Origin of the sequence: uncultured Methanobrevibacter sp., from assembly GCF_902769175.1 — an archaeon.
Classification (GTDB): domain Archaea; phylum Methanobacteriota; class Methanobacteria; order Methanobacteriales; family Methanobacteriaceae; genus Methanobrevibacter.
The window spans coordinates 1-16,121 of record NZ_CACXNW010000043.1; the positions used below are offsets into that span (position 1 = coordinate 1).

Here is a 16,121-nt window from a genome sequence, read left to right on the forward strand (position 1 = left end):
AAGGAAAACTATTCTCAGTTTATCTCTAATAATGTTCGTTGGGAAACATCTAATGAAGTGGCTATAGGTCCTGTAAGCTCTAATTTTGAACCTTCACATGATGAATTTGCATATTTCGACAATGAGGTTCTTATCAGCTTATCCGGATTTTCAGCAGAGGCCACTCACATAATCTTTGTCAAGGATGACCACACTAATGTTTATGGTGTTCCAAAATACAGTGACCGTGGAGTCTTTGCAAGGGTTATAGGTGGAAGAAAGACATTATTCTCATTGACTGATGATGATGAAATCTTAGCTATTGAACCTGTAATAGAGCGCAGTACCGTTAAGGACAGTACTGGAGGTTCCAATTTAGATGAGGTTTTAGAGGAAGGAAATCAATTGTTCACTTATGTTCTTTTTGAACCTAACTTTAACTCTCCAAAATCTGTTGAACATTTGTTCTCACTCATTAGAAATGACAAGATAGAAGTTAGCTTTGAATCTAACTCTTTTGTAGGTTTCTATGAATTGACTGGTTTAACTAAGGATAAAGAGGAGATCACTGAACGTAAAAGAGGAACAGTTACCTTGAGAAATGATGGATTCGGTAAAGGTAGAGTTTATATTTATAGAGAAGACAGAGTAAGAGCTGAAAGCAAGGTATGGAATTGTTTGATATAGCTAAGGAAGGGGACATCATTACTGTAAGAAGCAGTCCTGATAGAATCATGCTTATGATGATGACTCAAAAAGAGGCTGAAGAAAAACTTGCATCATTAGGCATCAAACATATAAGAACTGGAAATGAAGATGATGATGCAATTATCGTAACCCAAGAGCCTGAAAGCACAGTTGGCATCTTGGAAGCAGGAGAAGTAAGCACCGTTGGTCTTGCAAGCAATGAACTCCTTAAGGTCAAATTGACTGACAAGGCTCCAAGAACCAGATGGTACTTGGAAAAGATTACTGGTCTTGCAGAAAAGCCTGTTGGAACATTGAAGGTTTACTTTGCAGTTCCTGACATGAACATGTTCATGTTCCATGGTGACAATAATGAGTCTAAGGGACTTATTCCTGAAAACAACCCAACTGACATTATGAAAGCTGGACAGATAGGTGTAACCAACATGTCCAGAAAGAACTTAGGTCTTGTTGGTATTAGGACCATTGACACCACTGACTTTGGACCTACTGGTGAACCGTTCTCAGCTACAAATGTTGTTGGTGAAGTTGTTGGAAACATTGAAGGCTTGAACAAGCTTAAGGATGGAAGCACTCTTTATATTTATGAAGTTTACGAGGATGATGAATAGGAGGAATGATTATGCCTGCAAATTTATGTATAACTCCAGATTTAGGTAAAGAGGACATGGACGTGGAAGTTTCAACAAGGATGATCATTTTAAGTTCAAAGGCAAATGTAAGTGAAAGCGAGGTTGTAAACTTCCTTCATATGCTTAATTTGCCTATTACAATCAAATGGACTTGTTACGGTGCTATGATTAGTGGAAAGGATAAGTATGTTAGAGAAGCTATTCGTGAACTCCGTAAATTAGACCCCTATGGAATTTTTACAAAGGAAAGAGGTTTTGCTCCAGGTGACCCAAGAAGATGTAGAGGTCACAGATATGGGCCAAGGGAAGGTTTCCACCAAATGGAAAAGGAATTCAGAATTCTTGATTATGTTGGTGAAGCCTTAAGAAATCCAAAAGAAGTTGTAATTGAGAAAAAAGAACCTGTTTCTGTTGAGTACTTCAAAGAAGTTTTAGAAGAATCTTTAAAAGAAGAAAAAAGTGAGGACGATAAGAAATAGGAAGTTATTATTGATTAATGATTGTGGAATTATTTACTTTATTATTGATTAATGATTGTGGAATTATTTACTTGGATTTGAAAAACTTTCTATATTATAATTACGAGGAATGATATTATGGTAAAAGTAGCTATTTATCCCCCAAATTCATTGGTTTTAGCTGATTTGATTGAGAGAAAAGGTCACACTCCTTTAGCTCTTCAAAAACAAATAAGACAAAAGATTAAGGATCCGGAGATTGATTCTCCTCCAATGAACATTACAGAAGAAGATCCTATAAACGGATTAAAGTATGCAGCTATTGAAGTGCCTTCTGGAGTCAGAGGAAGAATGTCCATTATTGGACCTCTTATAGATGCAGCAGAGGCAGCAATCATTGTTGATGGCGCTCCATTTGGCTTTGGCTGTGTAGGATGTGCAAGAACAAATGAATTATCTATTTTCTGTTTACGTAAAAAGGACATACCTGTCTTGGAAGTGGTTTACCCTGATGATGAAGATGGAACAAGGCTTATGGTAAATCAGATTATGGAATTTTTAGACTCCTTGCCTGGTGGCGGAGGAGACTTGGAAGGAGACAGTGATGTTTTAGGTGAACCTATTGCAAATAGAGGAGGAAAATAATATGGTACAGATTGCATTGGTTTCCTGCGGTACTGAATACAGTGGTATCCAAAAGGAAATCGAAAAGGCAGCATTAAAATTTGGAGCAGAAATTATTCTTCCTGAAATTGATTTGGATTACATTAATGAAGCTTATGAGAAATTCGGTTTCTCTGCTCAAAGTTCAAGCTTAAAGCTTATGATTGCAAGGGCAATGTCCATTGTTGAAGGAAAATGCAAACCTGATGCAGTATTCATTGCTACCTGTTTCAGATGTGCAGAAGGTGCACTTGTAAGAAATGAAGTAAGACGTTTCATTCAAAACAATACACGTATTCCAGTAGTAACCTATTCCTTTACTGAAAGGACCAAAGCGGATGAGCTATTTATTCGTATGGAAGCATTGGCTACCACTGTAACACGTAGAAGCATTCTTGCTCGTGAAAAACAGGAAGGCCTTACCCTTGGTCTTGACTCAGGTTCAACAACCACTAAGGCTGTGCTTATGGAAAACAACAAGGTTATCGGAACCGGTTGGACATCCACTAAAGACATTATTGCATCTGCTCAAACTGCAGCTGCAGAAGCATTTGAAGGCACAGGCTACAAGTGGGATGATGTTGACGGAATTGGAACTACCGGTTACGGTAGGTTTACAATGGGTCAGGAATTTGGAGCTGAACTTATCCAAGAGGAATTGTCTGTTAATGCAAAAGGTGCAGTATACTTGGCAGATTGCCAAAAAGGCGAAGCCACTGTTCTCGATATCGGTGGTATGGATAACAAGGTAATTACCGTAAACAATGGTATTCCAGACAACTTCACTATGGGTGGTATCTGTGCAGGTGCTTCCGGAAGATTCCTTGACATGACTTCCCGTAGATTGGATGTGGACATTACCGAGCTTGGTCCTCTTGCAGTGCAAGGTGACTGGAGAAAGGCTATGCTTAACTCCTACTGTATTGTATTCGGTATTCAGGACTTGGTTACCACTCTTGCAGCCGGAGGTTCTAAGGCAGATGTAGCAGCTGCTGCGTGTCACTCAGTATCTGAACAGGTATATGAACAGCAATTGCAGGAAATCGACATTCGTGAACCTTTAATCCAAGTAGGTGGAACCAGTTTGATTTCCGGACTTGTTGAAGCTGTTAGTGAGACTTTAGGTGGAATTGAAGTTATTGTGCCAGAATACTCACAGCATATCGGTGCTGTAGGAGCAGCATTGCTTGTATCTGGTATGGGAAATAGACATGAATAAATAATTGATTATTTAGATTGCTTCTATTCTTATTTAGAAAAAATCTAATTAATTTTTATTTATATTATTAGATAGAGTGATTATATGTATATTGAATCAAATGATCCAGAAGGAGCAAAGGTCTACGATATGATTATCAGACAAATCTTGCAGGATTTGGTCTTGCCACCTTCCATTGATGATATGCGCGCTTATGTAAATCCTGATGAGGTTTGCTTTATCATAGCCATTAAGATGAGAAAGACTTCTCAACACATTACCTTAAAGGAAGTTGCAAAGGTAAACTATGATGCAGATGAAGACACCACTGTTGTTTTGATTGATGATGAAAATTATCTTCCAAACATCCTAAGAGTCCTTTGGAATATCAATGGCCGGGAAAATGTTCATCAGCCAAGCAGATATGTCATTCATATGAACGGAGAGCAGGAAGTGTCTGATTTGGTTGTAGATGATCCACATGAAAACCTTAAAAGAAGAATTTATGATGCAATATTCAGAATAGTTCCTGAAGGATTCAAGATTATGAAGGATATTTCCCGTGATGATATCGTTTCAGTTATAGCTACTGATGAACTTATTAAGGATGAATGGGTTGAAAAGGCTGAAGGATATATTGTAGAATTGAACACTCCTAAAACTTGGGATTAATTTCAAATTTTCGAAAGGATTCAATCTTTTTTAAAGATTTAAGACTTGATGTGTGTTTTTAAGTCTTTTAAAAGATTCAATCTAATTTTCTATATTTTTATAATTATTTTTATGGTTGTTTTAATTTTTTGTTCATTTTTTAACAGTTTTTTTTTAAACAGTTCGCTTATTCCAATAATTTGTTCGTATATGTTAGGAATAACTAGAAAGCTTTAAATAGTATATAGTTTATAACGATAGTTATAAGTTTAATGATAAACGAATAAATTTGTAAACTGTAGTGAGATTAAAATAAAATTGGAGAAACAATTTAAGTTAATTAAAATGATTAGATTAATTAAAATATTGTGTTTGAGGTAATACTATGACTAAAAAAGATTTAACTTGTGGGGGAAGTCATAAAGGGGCAAAATTTGCACACATTACAAAAGTGCATCCTTGCTATAATGAAAAATTGCATGATAAGGTTGGAAGAGTTCATGTGCCAATTGCTCCTAAATGTAATATTGGATGTAACTTCTGTATAAGATCAATTAACACTGACGAAGACAGGCCTGGAGTTGCAGGTTCCATTATGGATGCAGATGCTGCAGTGGAACATGTATTGAATGTAACTAAAGACAGTGCAATCACTGTTGTAGGTGTTGCAGGTCCTGGTGATTCATTAGCTAATGAGGCTACCTTTGAGTTCTTTGAAAAAATCAATGAGGTTAAGCCTGATTTGATTAAATGTATGAGTACAAATGGTCTCTTGCTTCCTAAATATGCAGAAAGGATTGCAGAGCTTGGAGTAAACACTGTCACTGTAACTGTCAATGCCGTTGATCCTGAAATCCTAAAGGAAATCAATGGATTCATTGTCTATGAAGGAAAGGCTTACAAAGGACTTGAAGCAGCTGAAATTCTCTCTAAAAATCAGCTTGAAGGAATCAAGAAAATCACAGATCTTGGTGTAGTTGTTAAGGTCAATATTGTTCTTATTCCGGGATTGAATGATGAGCATATTGTGGAAATAGCTAAAACCGTTAAAGAATGCGGTGCAGATTTAGTGAATGTTCTTCCACTTATTCCATTAAACAAGATGGCAGATTATCCAAGACCTGGATGTGGAGAGATTGAAAAGGCACGTAGTGATGTGGAAGAGTATCTTCCAGTATTCAGAGCATGCACTCAATGCAGAGCAGATGCTTATGGAGTTCCTGGCAAGAAACACGAAGACCATCACATCGGAAATGCTCCTCAGTCTCATTTCTAAGTGATTAAATATTATTTTTAAATTTTTATTTTAAAATAGGATATTTTTCCTATCTTACTTTTTTTATATTTTTTAATATTATTTTTTTAATATTATTTTGGGGCTGTTGAAAACCTTTTTTTAAAAGTTATTTTTAAATCTTTTTTTAACAGTTATTTTTAAAAATTTTTATACAAATTTATAGGATTTCAGCAAAGCAATTATTTTTTTAATATTGGCTATTTGTAAATTATATTTTATTTTTAATATTATTTTTTTTAATATTGGCTATTTGTAAATTATATTTTATTTTTTTTATTCATTTTTTCGATTTTTTTCAAAATTTTTTATTTTCTTTTATGACCTTTATTAAGTTAAATAATTAATGTTCATTATTTTTTTATTATTTATGGATAAAATAATAGTTTATTTTATATTTATCGAATAATTTTCACTTCTCTTTTGATTTTAATGAATATTTTTTAATTAAAATAGTAAGATTTAATATTAACTATGGACATATATTCACATGTAAAATTAAAAAATTTTACTTTAAATAAATGAGTGATTAAAATGGCAGGAACAATGAAAGCTTGGAGAATAAATGAATTAGGAAAACCTCCTGTAATGGAGGAAGTACCTATACCAGAACCTACTTTTGGAGAAATCTTAATTAAAATGAAAGGTGCAGGAATGTGCAGAACTGACCTTGAAGTTATTGATGAAGGATTCATCACCGTTCCTTTTGAAGGACCATTCACCTTTGGTCACGAAAACGCAGGTGAGGTTGTAAAACTTGGACCTGGAGTAGATACTGTTGAGCTTGGTCAAAATGTTATTGTAGACACATTGCATGCATGCGGTAAATGTCAGTACTGTCTTTCAGGCCGTGACAACTTCTGTGAAGTTGCAAGTGCACGTGGTCTTAAGGAAGATGGAGGTATGGCTGAATATATGATTGCTGATGCAAGAGAAGTTGCTCCTTTAGGTGACCTTGACCCTACAGAATATGTAGCATTAGCTGATGCAGGATTATCTCCATATGGTGCTATGCAAACTGCAAAGCCATTCATTCCAAATAATGGTACTGCAGTGGTTATCGGTGTAGGTGGACTTGGATTCTACTGTTGTCAATACTTGGCATTAACAACATCTGCTCGTGTTATTGTAGTTAACAGATCTGCTGAAAAAATGGCTAAAATGGTTAATTATGGTGCTGACGAATTGGTTGTTTTAGATGAAAATGCATACGACAAGATTATGGAACTTACTGATGGAAAAGGTGTAGATGCAGTATTTGACTTTGTAGGTAGAGACAACACTTTAGAGCTTGCAGCACAAATCACCAAGGGATTAGGTCTCATTTCCATTTTAGGTCTTGGTGGAGGAACTCTTCCTGTAAGCTGGACTACAGTTAAACCAGGTGTAATGGTAAGATTGACTCAAGGTGGAACAATCACTGACCTTTATGAAATTATGGGCTTGGCAAAAGCTGGAAAAATCAAGGTTGAGGCTCAACAATATCCATTCAGTAAAGTTCTTGACGCTCTTGATGACTTAAGAAACGGAAGAGTTGAAGGAAGAGCTGTAATCACATTTGAAGAATTTGACGAATGATTTTATGAAGGACTTTATGTCCTTTTTATCTTTTTTTTATTTTTTTTATCATCTTAATTTTAACTTTTTTTATTTAAATTTTTATGTATAGTTTACTAAATCTAAAAATAAGCTTATTTAATCCTTTATTATTTATTTAAAACTTAAATAATTCTTTATTTTCCAAAATATTTATATACTACTTTTTATATATTACTAATCACAAGGTAACTTGTAAATTCTGTTGTGAATATAGTTAAAATAAGATTTTATATAAATCAACAAAATGTTGGATATGTGGTCATTAGAGAGAGGTGATCACATTTGCGGCATTTTTTCTTTTTTTTAAGTTTAATTTTTCATACTTTTTGTGTTTTTTCACATTTGTGAAATTGTGTTTTTTTGCTTTAATTATTTTTTATCTTTAATTTATAGTGTTTTTTCGCATTTAGGCTATTTTATATTGTATTTTCTTTAATATTATATTGGGAACATTCTTTTTATAATTATGATATGGTCTCTCTCTGTCGCTATATAAAAAAATACTAAACGAAGCATAAAAGTTGGTCTTTATATAGTTGAGTCTTGTTTATATGTATTCACAATGGAATATGCTTCATTCGAGATTCTTCTAATGGAGGTGGTAAAATATCCTTGTTAGAAGAAGGAGTTCTATATGTTTTTATAGGGATTCTCCTTATTTTAATCGGATTATTTTTTAAAATCCTTTAGGAGTTAATTTGTAATGGGCTGAAGTTTTTATTAGTTCTTCTGTGTATGCTCTTTATTAATTTTCTTAATCTGATTATTTGGAGGGTGTTCTCACATTCTATTTATACTATTTTCATAATAACTTATTTATTTAAAAAAGACAAAATATTTTATTGTATTTTAACAATTTTTATTTCATAAACCAATATTTTTATATTAATTATTTTCATGTGATTATTATGAGAACTTTAGAATGGGAAGACAATAAATTAAAGCTTATAGATCAAACCAAATTGCCTGATGAATTGACTTATGTCTATTGTAGCACTTACCAAGAAGTCATTGATGCAATCAAGACAATGGTTGTACGTGGAGCTCCTGCAATTGGGGTTTCAGCTGCTTTTGGTATGGCACTTGCTCAGAAAGCTGGCGAAGACATGGAAAAGGTCGCTGAGGAGATGAAAAATGCAAGGCCAACTGCAGTTAATCTTATGTGGGCAGTTGACAGAGTCATGAAAGCTGAGAATATGTTGGATGAAGCAGTGGCAATGGCTGGCGAAGACATCAATACAAACCTTGCTATAGGTGAATATGGTGCTGAGCTTATTGATGATGGAGATACCGTTCTCACTCACTGTAATGCAGGAGCACTTGCATGTGTAGACTATGGTACTGCACTTGGCGTTTTCCGTTTAGCATTCAATCAGGGAAAGGACATTCAAGTCATTTGTGATGAAACCCGTCCAAGGGGACAAGGTGCAAGACTAAGCGTTTGGGAAATGCAACAGGAAGGAATTCCTGTAAAACTTATTCCAGATGTTGCAAGCGGTTATCTTATGTCAATAGGCAAGATTGATAAGGTTGTAATTGGTGCAGATAGGGTGACTCATGATGGTATTGCAAATAAGATTGGTTCCTTTATGGTGGCTCTTGCAGCAAAGAGATTTGATATTCCATTTTACATAGCAGCTCCTTTCAGCACTTTTGATAAGGAGATTTCAATCTTTGATACGGTTATTGAAGAGCGTGATCCTAACGAAGTAATATATTATGGTGGTGCAAGAATCTGTCCAGAAGGAACTGAAGTGATTAATCCTGCTTTTGATATAGTTCCTAAAGACTTGATTACTGGAATCATTACAGAAAAAGGAGTAATAGACTTAAACAATTTAGAAAAGGACTTTAAAGATCTTTTCTAAATCATTTGTTTTTTTTTTTTTTTTTTTTATTTGAGTTTATTTTAAAATTCGTTTTTTTCTTAAAACAAATTTTTTATTTTTTTTCTCTGTTTTTATTTAATTAAGTTAAACTTATTTTTTTAGTATATTTTTTTCTCTGTTTTTATTTTGTTAAGTTAGATATTTTTTTTTAAAAGTAATTTTATTAATTTTTTAACTATTTCTTGTCAGTTACTTTACAATCAATTGCAACATGCCACATTCCAGGGCTTGATGATTTTACTTTACGTGTATTTAGTATCTCAACTTCCTTATTTTGCTTCTCACAAGCTATTTGTGCTCTTTCTATTCCTTGTGAAAATCCATCGGAAAATTCGTAGTAGTGAATGACTCCTCCCTCCTTGCATAATGAAACAGCTAAATCTAAGAATTCTGGTGCTAATCCTGGAAGATTCATAATTAATCTATCGAATTTCTTGCCCTTTAGCTCATTTAATGCAACTTCATTTGTATCTCCACAAATTGCAGTTATATGAGCAAGAGGGGCTAATTTATTTAACTTGATATTTTCATTAAGGTATTTGATAGCATATTCATTAATGTCTACAGCAGTGATGTTTACATTCTTTTCATGAGCGATTACAATTGGAAATGGTCCGATTCCTGCAAACATGTCAAGAATTTCCTCTCCATCATTTGTTGCTTCCTGAACCCTTTTTCTTTCAGTTGCAAGTCTTGGTGAGAAGTAGACATTTTTAACATCCAATTTCAATCTTGTTCCATGTTCCTTATGGATTGTGATTGGATTGTCTTCACCTGCAATAAGCTCAAGCTCTCTGACCCTTGTAACGCCTTTTACTGCACTTTTTTTCATATAAACTGTTTTTCGTTTGGTGAATTGAAGAGTTGCTTGACCTATTTCCTTTTTATGGGCTTCAAGACCTTCTGGAATTTCCACTATGACAACATCACCAATAATGTCAAAGGATTTCTTAAGCTCTTCAATTTCCTCTTCGCTTAACTTGTCTTTAAGAAGTTCAGTTATGCTTCTTGGAAATCTCTTAACAGTTTCAAGGTCTTCCTCTTGGTTTAAATCTATAATTTCGATTGTATAATCTGCATTTTCCTTAATAATTTCTTCTTTACATTCTTCCATTACTTTGGAGAGTATTTCGTCCTCTGTTTCATCTTTAAGTGGGATATGTCCAAAACCATTTTCGACTTTTATCTTATAGTCAAAGTCAATAATCTTATGACTTAGTACAATTTGTCTTGTTGCCTCTATATTTTGCACTGGAATTTTTAGGGTTAACATAGTATCTTCAATTAAATCAGTTTTATACTTGATAATTTTACTATATGTTCCACATAGTTTAATTTTTATCAATCGTTATTTCATTTAAATCCATACTTATTTTTTATCTGATTTTTAGTTTTTCAAATCCTTTTTTCTCTTTTGATTAAATATTTAATTTTTATTATTTTTAATATTATCTTATGTGGTCTTGTTCTCTCTTAGGATTATTGTCTTGATTTTTTAAGTCGTATTTTTTTTTTTTATATGGTTTTTGACTTGTATTTTTTGTATGTGGTTTTTAAGTTGTATTTTTTTTATATGGTTTTTGGGATTATGTTCATTATATATATTAATCCTTAACATTAATTTTATATATATATAAAATTTTAGATTATATATTATCTTGACTTAATATTTTTGAGAATATTTTTGATATAATTATTTTCAGGTGATTTTATGGGTTGTTTTAATAGACAACTAGCGTGAAGATAAATAAGGAGAAAAAGGATCTTGCCAAGTCTAAAGGATTGAAATTGCAGGACCTTTTGGACCATGCCCTTGATGAAGCTTTAGGATTTAGCCATTATCCTATGAGTGAGTTGCGACTTATGGAAATAGACAATGAAATTGAATCCTTGAAGATTCAAAAGGAAAAGGCAATGAGAGATTGTCAAAAGAAGATTGATATTCTTATCAGTGGTTTGATTGAATTTAAAGAAGAAGAAGCTGCTCAATATGATAGGAAAATCAGATAATTGGAATTGGAAAAGGAATATAACAAACAGATGTTGTATAAAGATTGAGGATTATGAATAACTTTTAGATGAATTAGGAGATTAAATATGAAAAATATGGGATTTGGGATGATGAGATTGCCACAGCTTGATGAAAATGATTTCTCAAGTGTAGATTTTGAACAGGTAATAAAGATGGCAGATGTCTATATTGAAAACGGTTTCAATTACTTTGATACAGCTTATCCTTATCATGATGGAGCAAGTGAAGTTGCTTTAAGAAAAGCTGTTGTAGAACGCTATCCAAGAGATTCATTTGTAATTGCAGATAAAATGCCAACTTTTATAATTACTGAAGAGTCTCAACTTGAGCCAATCTTCAATGAACAATTGGAACGTTGTGGTGTAGACTACTTTGATTATTATATGATTCATAATGTAAGCAGCTTTTCTCAAGCGGGATGGAAATATGTTGACACCTTCGGCTTTTGCAATAGGATGAAAGAGGAAGGCAAAATCAAGAAGTTAGGTCTTTCAACTCATGCAAATGCAGAATTCTTGGACAATATCCTTAAGGAACATCCTGAAATGGAATTTGTCCAACTGCAGATCAATTACCTTGATTGGGAAAATGAAGGTGTTGAATCAAGAAAATGTGTAGAGGTTGCTAATAAATATGGCTTGCCTATTATTGTTATGGAACCATTGAAAGGAGGCTTTTTAGCAGACCTTCCTGAAGAGGCTGAAAAGATATTGAAGGATTATAATCCTGATGAACCTCCAGTTTCATGGGCATTGCGTTATGTTGCAGGAATCGATGGTGTCTTTATGGTATTGTCTGGTGCAAGCAGCTTGGAGCAAATGGAAGAAAACATTGGATTTATGGATGACTACAAGCCTCTTAATGATGAAGAGCATAAGATCATTGAAGAGGTTACAGACATCATCAACAGCAATATCGCTATTCCATGTACAAAATGCAATTATTGCATTAGCTCTTGCCCTTCTAACATTATGATTCCAAAATTGTTTGACATGTATAACAATGAAAAGATTCAAGGCTTAAAAGTTGGGGAATTTACAGCAGTAGGTAATGCATATAGAAACTATTCATGCTTAGATGGTGTAGGGATTGCATCTGACTGTACAGGCTGTGAAGCATGCATGAAGGAATGTCCTCAACAGCTTGACATTGCAAGCTTAATGCCTGAAGTGGCTAAGACCTTTGAAACAGAGGTTTATGGTTTCACTAAGAATTAGTCATCAATTCCTTAGTTTCAATTTAATCTTATTTTTTATTTTCAAATTTTTTTATTTTTAAATATTTTTTTCTAACTGGAGTTTTTATGAACGTTTTCAGAAGTTTTACAGATATTTTAAGCGATAAGATAGTGGATGAAAGAGGTTATTTCTTTACAAATAGGCTTTTATGGGTTTTATTCATTCCACTTTTAATTGAACAGGCATTGGAATTCTTTGTAGGTCTTGCCGACTCAATGATGGTTGCTTCATTAGGTGAAGTTGCAATTTCAGGAGTTTCATTAGTTGACTTTTTGGTTCAGCTTCTTATCTTCAGCTTTTCTGCACTTGCAACAGGTGGTGCAGTGATTGCTGGGCAATATCTGGGAAATGATGAAAAGGATAGGGCATGTGATTCAGCAAATCAGTTGGTTTGGTTTACAACTATCCTGTCAATCATAATGGTGATTTTTGTATTGTTTGCCAAATCATTTCTGATTAGTTTTTTCTTTGGCCAAATAGATTCTGATGTCTTTGATGTTTTAAGCATTTACTTAAGCTATATGGCTATTTCAATTCCATTTATAGCTATTTATAATTCTGGAGCAGCTATTTTCAGAACAATCGGAAAATCCCACATACCTATGCAGATAATGTTCGTTTGTGATATCCTAAACATAATTGGAAATGCAATTTTGCTTTTTGTCTTTGGATTTGGTGTTGAAGGTGTAGCTATTCCAACAGTTTTGGCAAGAGCACTTGCTGCAGTCATAATAATCTATTATGCACTTAAGGATAGGTATGATATACATTTTAAAAGGACCTTAAGGCATAGGTTTGATTTGGCTTTGCTTAAAAAGGTTTTGAATGTAGGAATTCCATATGGGATTGAAAATGGGCTTTTCCAATTGGGAAGGGTTTTGATTTTAAGCCTTGTATCCACTTTTGGAACCATTGCTATTGCTGCAAATTCCGTTGGCTATGCAATTGGAATATTTTCAGTATTGCCTGGATTTGCAATAAATCTTGGTTTGACTGCAATCATCTCACGTTGTGTTGGGAATAATGATTATGAGCAGGCGAAGTTTTATAATAAGAAATGCCTGATTATTGTTTTTTTTAGCACATTTGATAATCAATTTGATCATATTCGCTTTGCTTCCAGCATTGTTGCAGATATATCAATTATCTCCAGAAACTGCTAATATGACATCACAAATGGTTATTTGGCCTGGAATCTTTGCTATTTTAATTTGGCCTATTGCATTTACTTTGCCTACAACATTTAGGGGAGCAGGAGATGCAAGATGGCCTATGGCTGTTAGCTTATCTGTAATGTTCATTTGCAGAATTGGATTGTCCTATGTAATTGCAGACTTCTTAGGTGTTGGAGTATTTGGAACATGGATTCCAATGTTTATAGATTGGTATGTAAGGGCAGGATTCTATATTTATAGATACTTTAGTGGCAAATGGATGGAATACCGTGCTGTTGGCAATAATTCTTAAAAAAAGAGTATTTCATTTAATTATTAATTTAATTTGGAGGTTTATTATGGTAATCTTAATGATTACTGGAAGTCCACATAGGGATGGAACTTCAAAATGTTTTGGCATGTGAATTTATTAGAGGTGCAGAGGAATCTGGGCATAAGGTCTATCGGTTTGATTCTGCATTTGAAGATGTGGCTCCTTGCAGAGGCTGTGATTCTTGTAGAGTTCATGGGGGAAAATGTGTTTATTCAGATTCCATGGATAAGATTTATGTTAAGATCATATCTTCAGACATGATAGTTTTTGTCAGCCCATTATATTATTTTGGACTTTCAGCTCAAATAAAAACAGTTATAGATAGATTTTATTCAATAAATTATGAGATTATTGGTTCCGGCAAGAAGTCTGCATTGCTTGCAACAGCAGCAGACGGAAATGATTGGACAATGTCTGCCCTTGAATTGAATTATGATAATATTGTCCGATATTTAGGCTTTGAGGATTGCGGTAAAATATTGGCTATCTTCTGTTATTTAAAGCCAGATATCATTAATTCAGATTATCCAAGCATGGCTTATGAATTAGGAAAATCCCTTTAAGTCTTAAAAATTTTTTATAAAATATGGAAAAAATTGTTGCATATCAAACGAATTTTCTCTATTATTCGTGGAAAAATTTTTTTATGTCAAACGAATTTTTGCTATTATTCATGGAAAATTGTTTCATGTCAAACGAATTTTTGCTAATCTTTAAATATAAGTTAGGTATAAAATATTATTAGCTGTTATTAAAACAGCTACGCTTTTTTTTTTAAAATAAAGTGGTGATGTATGGTGTAAAAAGGGTTGCTTTTTAACGTTCTAGAGCAGGTTTATGGTGGGCCTGTGTTAATTAGCGCCCTTTTTTTTATTAATCTATTTTTATTTTTATGCAGAATTATGATTATTTTTCTAATTTGTTAATTGTTATTCTATATGGATTTTAAGATTATTGGTGATTTTTATAAAAGTAATAATGGTATTAAATGATATTTGATGATATAAAATGATGTTAAAGTGGTTATATGTTTTATTTAGTTGGTTTAGGATTATTTGATGAAAAGGATATCTCATTAAAAGGTGTCGAGGCATTAAAAAAAGTGGATAAGGTATATGCGGAATTTTTCACTTCACGATTATTCGGTTCTAATTTTGAAGCAATCGAAGGAATCATTGGAAAGGAAATCATTGTTCTTGATAGGACTCAGGTTGAAGAGGAATCTATATTCCTGAAAGAGGCAAAGGACATGGATGTTGCATTGATTACTGGAGGAGACCCTTTGATTGCAACAACCCATTCTGATTTCTTGGTTGAATGTGCAAGAAATGATATTGATTTTGAAGTTATCCATGGATCTTCAATCCTATCTTCCGCTCCTGCTATTTCAGGTCTTCAGGCATATAAGTTTGGTAAGGTTACAACCATTCCATTTCCAGATTTGGAATATAACTATTTCCCTAAATCCCCTTATATTGCTATTGAAGAGAATTTGAAAATGGATATGCACACTCTTGTCCTTTTGGATATACAAGCCCATAAGGATAAGTACATGACTGTCAACGAAGGTTTGGAGAATTTGATGACAATTAAGGATAAGCTGGATTATGATGGTCTTGTTAATGAGGATACTTTGGCTATTGGAATTGCAAGAGTGGGATCTAAGGATAATCTTGTTAAGGCAGGATATATTAAGGATTTGATTGATTTTGATTTTGGCGGTCCTCTTCATTGCATTGTCATTCCTTCTAAATTGCATATTGTTGAAGCGGAATATTTGGTGGAAGTGGCTGGAGCTCCTAAAGAAATTTTAGATGGTATTTAATTGTTTTGTTTTTATTTGATTTTTAGAGAATCTATTTGATTCTCTTATTTTTCTTATTTTTTTGATTTCTTAAATTGATGAATAGTTAATTTTTTTTTAAAAAAAGGACCTATTTTTTATTTTTTTATTTCTTAAACTGTGAATAATTATTTTTTTTAAAAAAGGACCTGTTTTTTTTATTTCTTAAACTGAGAATACTATTTTTTTTTAAAAAGGAGCCTATTTTTTTATTTTTTTCATTTAATTAAATGAATATTGTTGGTAATCTATCGAATTAATTGTCAAGTAAAAAATTAGTTTGGATTGTAAAAATTATTAAAAATAACAAAAAAAAGAAAAAATTGGAAAAGAACATAGTATTAGTTAGTTTCTATCTTTTAAATTTTTACATTTATTTTTACAATAAAATCATAAAAATTCCGTTTACTATGTTCTTTAAATAAAAATCATTATAAAAAACTTACAAT

Annotated in this window: 14 protein-coding genes and 1 pseudogene; 14 read left to right on the forward strand and 1 reads right to left on the reverse strand. The window is 33.0% G+C overall.

What is annotated here, in order from left to right; translation table 11 throughout:
- Positions 1-57 precede the first annotated feature (57 nt).
- From QZV12_RS12625 to mtnA, 8 genes and pseudogenes are all read left to right on the forward strand, one after another.
- Positions 58-1,298: pseudogene (locus tag QZV12_RS12625) on the forward strand (methanogenesis marker 3 protein).
- Between the two features lie 11 nt (positions 1,299-1,309).
- The gene (locus tag QZV12_RS12630) at positions 1,310-1,798 is read left to right on the forward strand and encodes a methanogenesis marker 6 protein (RefSeq protein WP_295622387.1); all 489 of its coding nucleotides are present in this window, start codon (positions 1,310-1,312) and stop codon (positions 1,796-1,798) included.
- 117 nt (positions 1,799-1,915) lie between these two features.
- Positions 1,916-2,422 (forward strand): methanogenesis marker 5 protein, encoded by a 507-nt coding sequence (locus tag QZV12_RS12635; protein WP_295622389.1) that lies wholly within the window; start codon positions 1,916-1,918, stop codon positions 2,420-2,422.
- 1 nt (position 2,423) lies between these two features.
- A complete protein-coding gene (locus QZV12_RS12640; protein ID WP_292787888.1) occupies positions 2,424-3,659 on the forward strand; it encodes a methanogenesis marker 15 protein in 1,236 nt (411 codons plus the stop codon).
- An 84-nt stretch (positions 3,660-3,743) separates the two neighbouring features.
- Positions 3,744-4,310, forward strand: coding sequence for a methanogenesis marker 17 protein (locus QZV12_RS12645; protein WP_295622391.1), 567 nt, complete (start codon positions 3,744-3,746; stop codon positions 4,308-4,310).
- Between the two features lie 364 nt (positions 4,311-4,674).
- Positions 4,675-5,565, forward strand: coding sequence for a radical SAM protein (locus QZV12_RS12650; RefSeq protein WP_295622393.1), 891 nt, complete (start codon positions 4,675-4,677; stop codon positions 5,563-5,565).
- A gap of 552 nt (positions 5,566-6,117) precedes the next feature.
- Entirely contained in the window at positions 6,118-7,161 is a 1,044-nt protein-coding gene (locus tag QZV12_RS12655; protein WP_295622395.1) for an NAD(P)-dependent alcohol dehydrogenase, read from the forward strand.
- Positions 7,162-8,090: 929 nt separating this feature from the next.
- A complete protein-coding gene (mtnA, locus tag QZV12_RS12660) occupies positions 8,091-9,050 on the forward strand; it encodes an S-methyl-5-thioribose-1-phosphate isomerase (protein ID WP_295622397.1) in 960 nt (319 codons plus the stop codon).
- Between the two features lie 196 nt (positions 9,051-9,246).
- Here mtnA and QZV12_RS12665 read toward each other — a convergent pair whose 3' ends face one another.
- A complete protein-coding gene (locus QZV12_RS12665; RefSeq protein WP_295622399.1) occupies positions 9,247-10,344 on the reverse strand; it encodes a class I SAM-dependent methyltransferase family protein in 1,098 nt (365 codons plus the stop codon).
- Between the two features lie 464 nt (positions 10,345-10,808).
- Here QZV12_RS12665 and QZV12_RS12670 point away from each other — a divergent pair, with 464 nt between their 5' ends.
- From QZV12_RS12670 to dph5, 6 genes are all read left to right on the forward strand, one after another.
- On the forward strand, positions 10,809-11,081 hold the full coding sequence (locus QZV12_RS12670) for a hypothetical protein (protein WP_295622401.1): 273 nt from the start codon (positions 10,809-10,811) through the stop codon (positions 11,079-11,081).
- 87 nt (positions 11,082-11,168) lie between these two features.
- The gene (locus QZV12_RS12675) at positions 11,169-12,320 is read left to right on the forward strand and encodes an aldo/keto reductase (RefSeq protein WP_295622403.1); all 1,152 of its coding nucleotides are present in this window, start codon (positions 11,169-11,171) and stop codon (positions 12,318-12,320) included.
- 86 nt (positions 12,321-12,406) lie between these two features.
- Positions 12,407-13,504 carry an MATE family efflux transporter gene (locus QZV12_RS12680; RefSeq protein WP_295622405.1) on the forward strand — a complete coding sequence of 366 codons (1,098 nt, stop codon included), beginning with the start codon at positions 12,407-12,409 and terminating at the stop codon, positions 13,502-13,504.
- Complete coding sequence (locus QZV12_RS12685) at positions 13,470-13,808, forward strand: hypothetical protein (RefSeq protein WP_295622410.1); 339 nt, start codon at positions 13,470-13,472, stop codon at positions 13,806-13,808. Before QZV12_RS12680 ends, QZV12_RS12685 begins: the two co-directional genes overlap by 35 nt.
- A gap of 83 nt (positions 13,809-13,891) precedes the next feature.
- Positions 13,892-14,392, forward strand: coding sequence for a flavodoxin family protein (locus QZV12_RS12690; protein WP_295622407.1), 501 nt, complete (start codon positions 13,892-13,894; stop codon positions 14,390-14,392).
- A gap of 464 nt (positions 14,393-14,856) precedes the next feature.
- Positions 14,857-15,654: a diphthine synthase gene (gene dph5 / locus QZV12_RS12695; RefSeq protein ID WP_295622409.1), complete on the forward strand. Its 798-nt coding sequence runs from the start codon at positions 14,857-14,859 to the stop codon at positions 15,652-15,654.
- The last annotated feature ends 467 nt before the right edge of the window (positions 15,655-16,121 follow it).

Coding starts and splice junctions, on each gene's coding strand:
- QZV12_RS12630 (WP_295622387.1), top strand. CDS start 1,310: ATGCCTGCAAATTTATGTATAACTCCAGATTTAGGTAAAGAGGACATG.
- QZV12_RS12635 (WP_295622389.1), top strand. CDS start 1,916: ATGGTAAAAGTAGCTATTTATCCCCCAAATTCATTGGTTTTAGCTGAT.
- QZV12_RS12640 (WP_292787888.1), top strand. CDS start 2,424: ATGGTACAGATTGCATTGGTTTCCTGCGGTACTGAATACAGTGGTATC.
- QZV12_RS12645 (WP_295622391.1), top strand. CDS start 3,744: ATGTATATTGAATCAAATGATCCAGAAGGAGCAAAGGTCTACGATATG.
- QZV12_RS12650 (WP_295622393.1), top strand. CDS start 4,675: ATGACTAAAAAAGATTTAACTTGTGGGGGAAGTCATAAAGGGGCAAAA.
- QZV12_RS12655 (WP_295622395.1), top strand. CDS start 6,118: ATGGCAGGAACAATGAAAGCTTGGAGAATAAATGAATTAGGAAAACCT.
- mtnA (WP_295622397.1), top strand. CDS start 8,091: ATGAGAACTTTAGAATGGGAAGACAATAAATTAAAGCTTATAGATCAA.
- QZV12_RS12665 (WP_295622399.1), bottom strand. CDS start 10,344: ATGTTAACCCTAAAAATTCCAGTGCAAAATATAGAGGCAACAAGACAA.
- QZV12_RS12675 (WP_295622403.1), top strand. CDS start 11,169: ATGAAAAATATGGGATTTGGGATGATGAGATTGCCACAGCTTGATGAA.
- QZV12_RS12680 (WP_295622405.1), top strand. CDS start 12,407: ATGAACGTTTTCAGAAGTTTTACAGATATTTTAAGCGATAAGATAGTG.
- QZV12_RS12690 (WP_295622407.1), top strand. CDS start 13,892: ATGGAACTTCAAAATGTTTTGGCATGTGAATTTATTAGAGGTGCAGAG.
- dph5 (WP_295622409.1), top strand. CDS start 14,857: ATGTTTTATTTAGTTGGTTTAGGATTATTTGATGAAAAGGATATCTCA.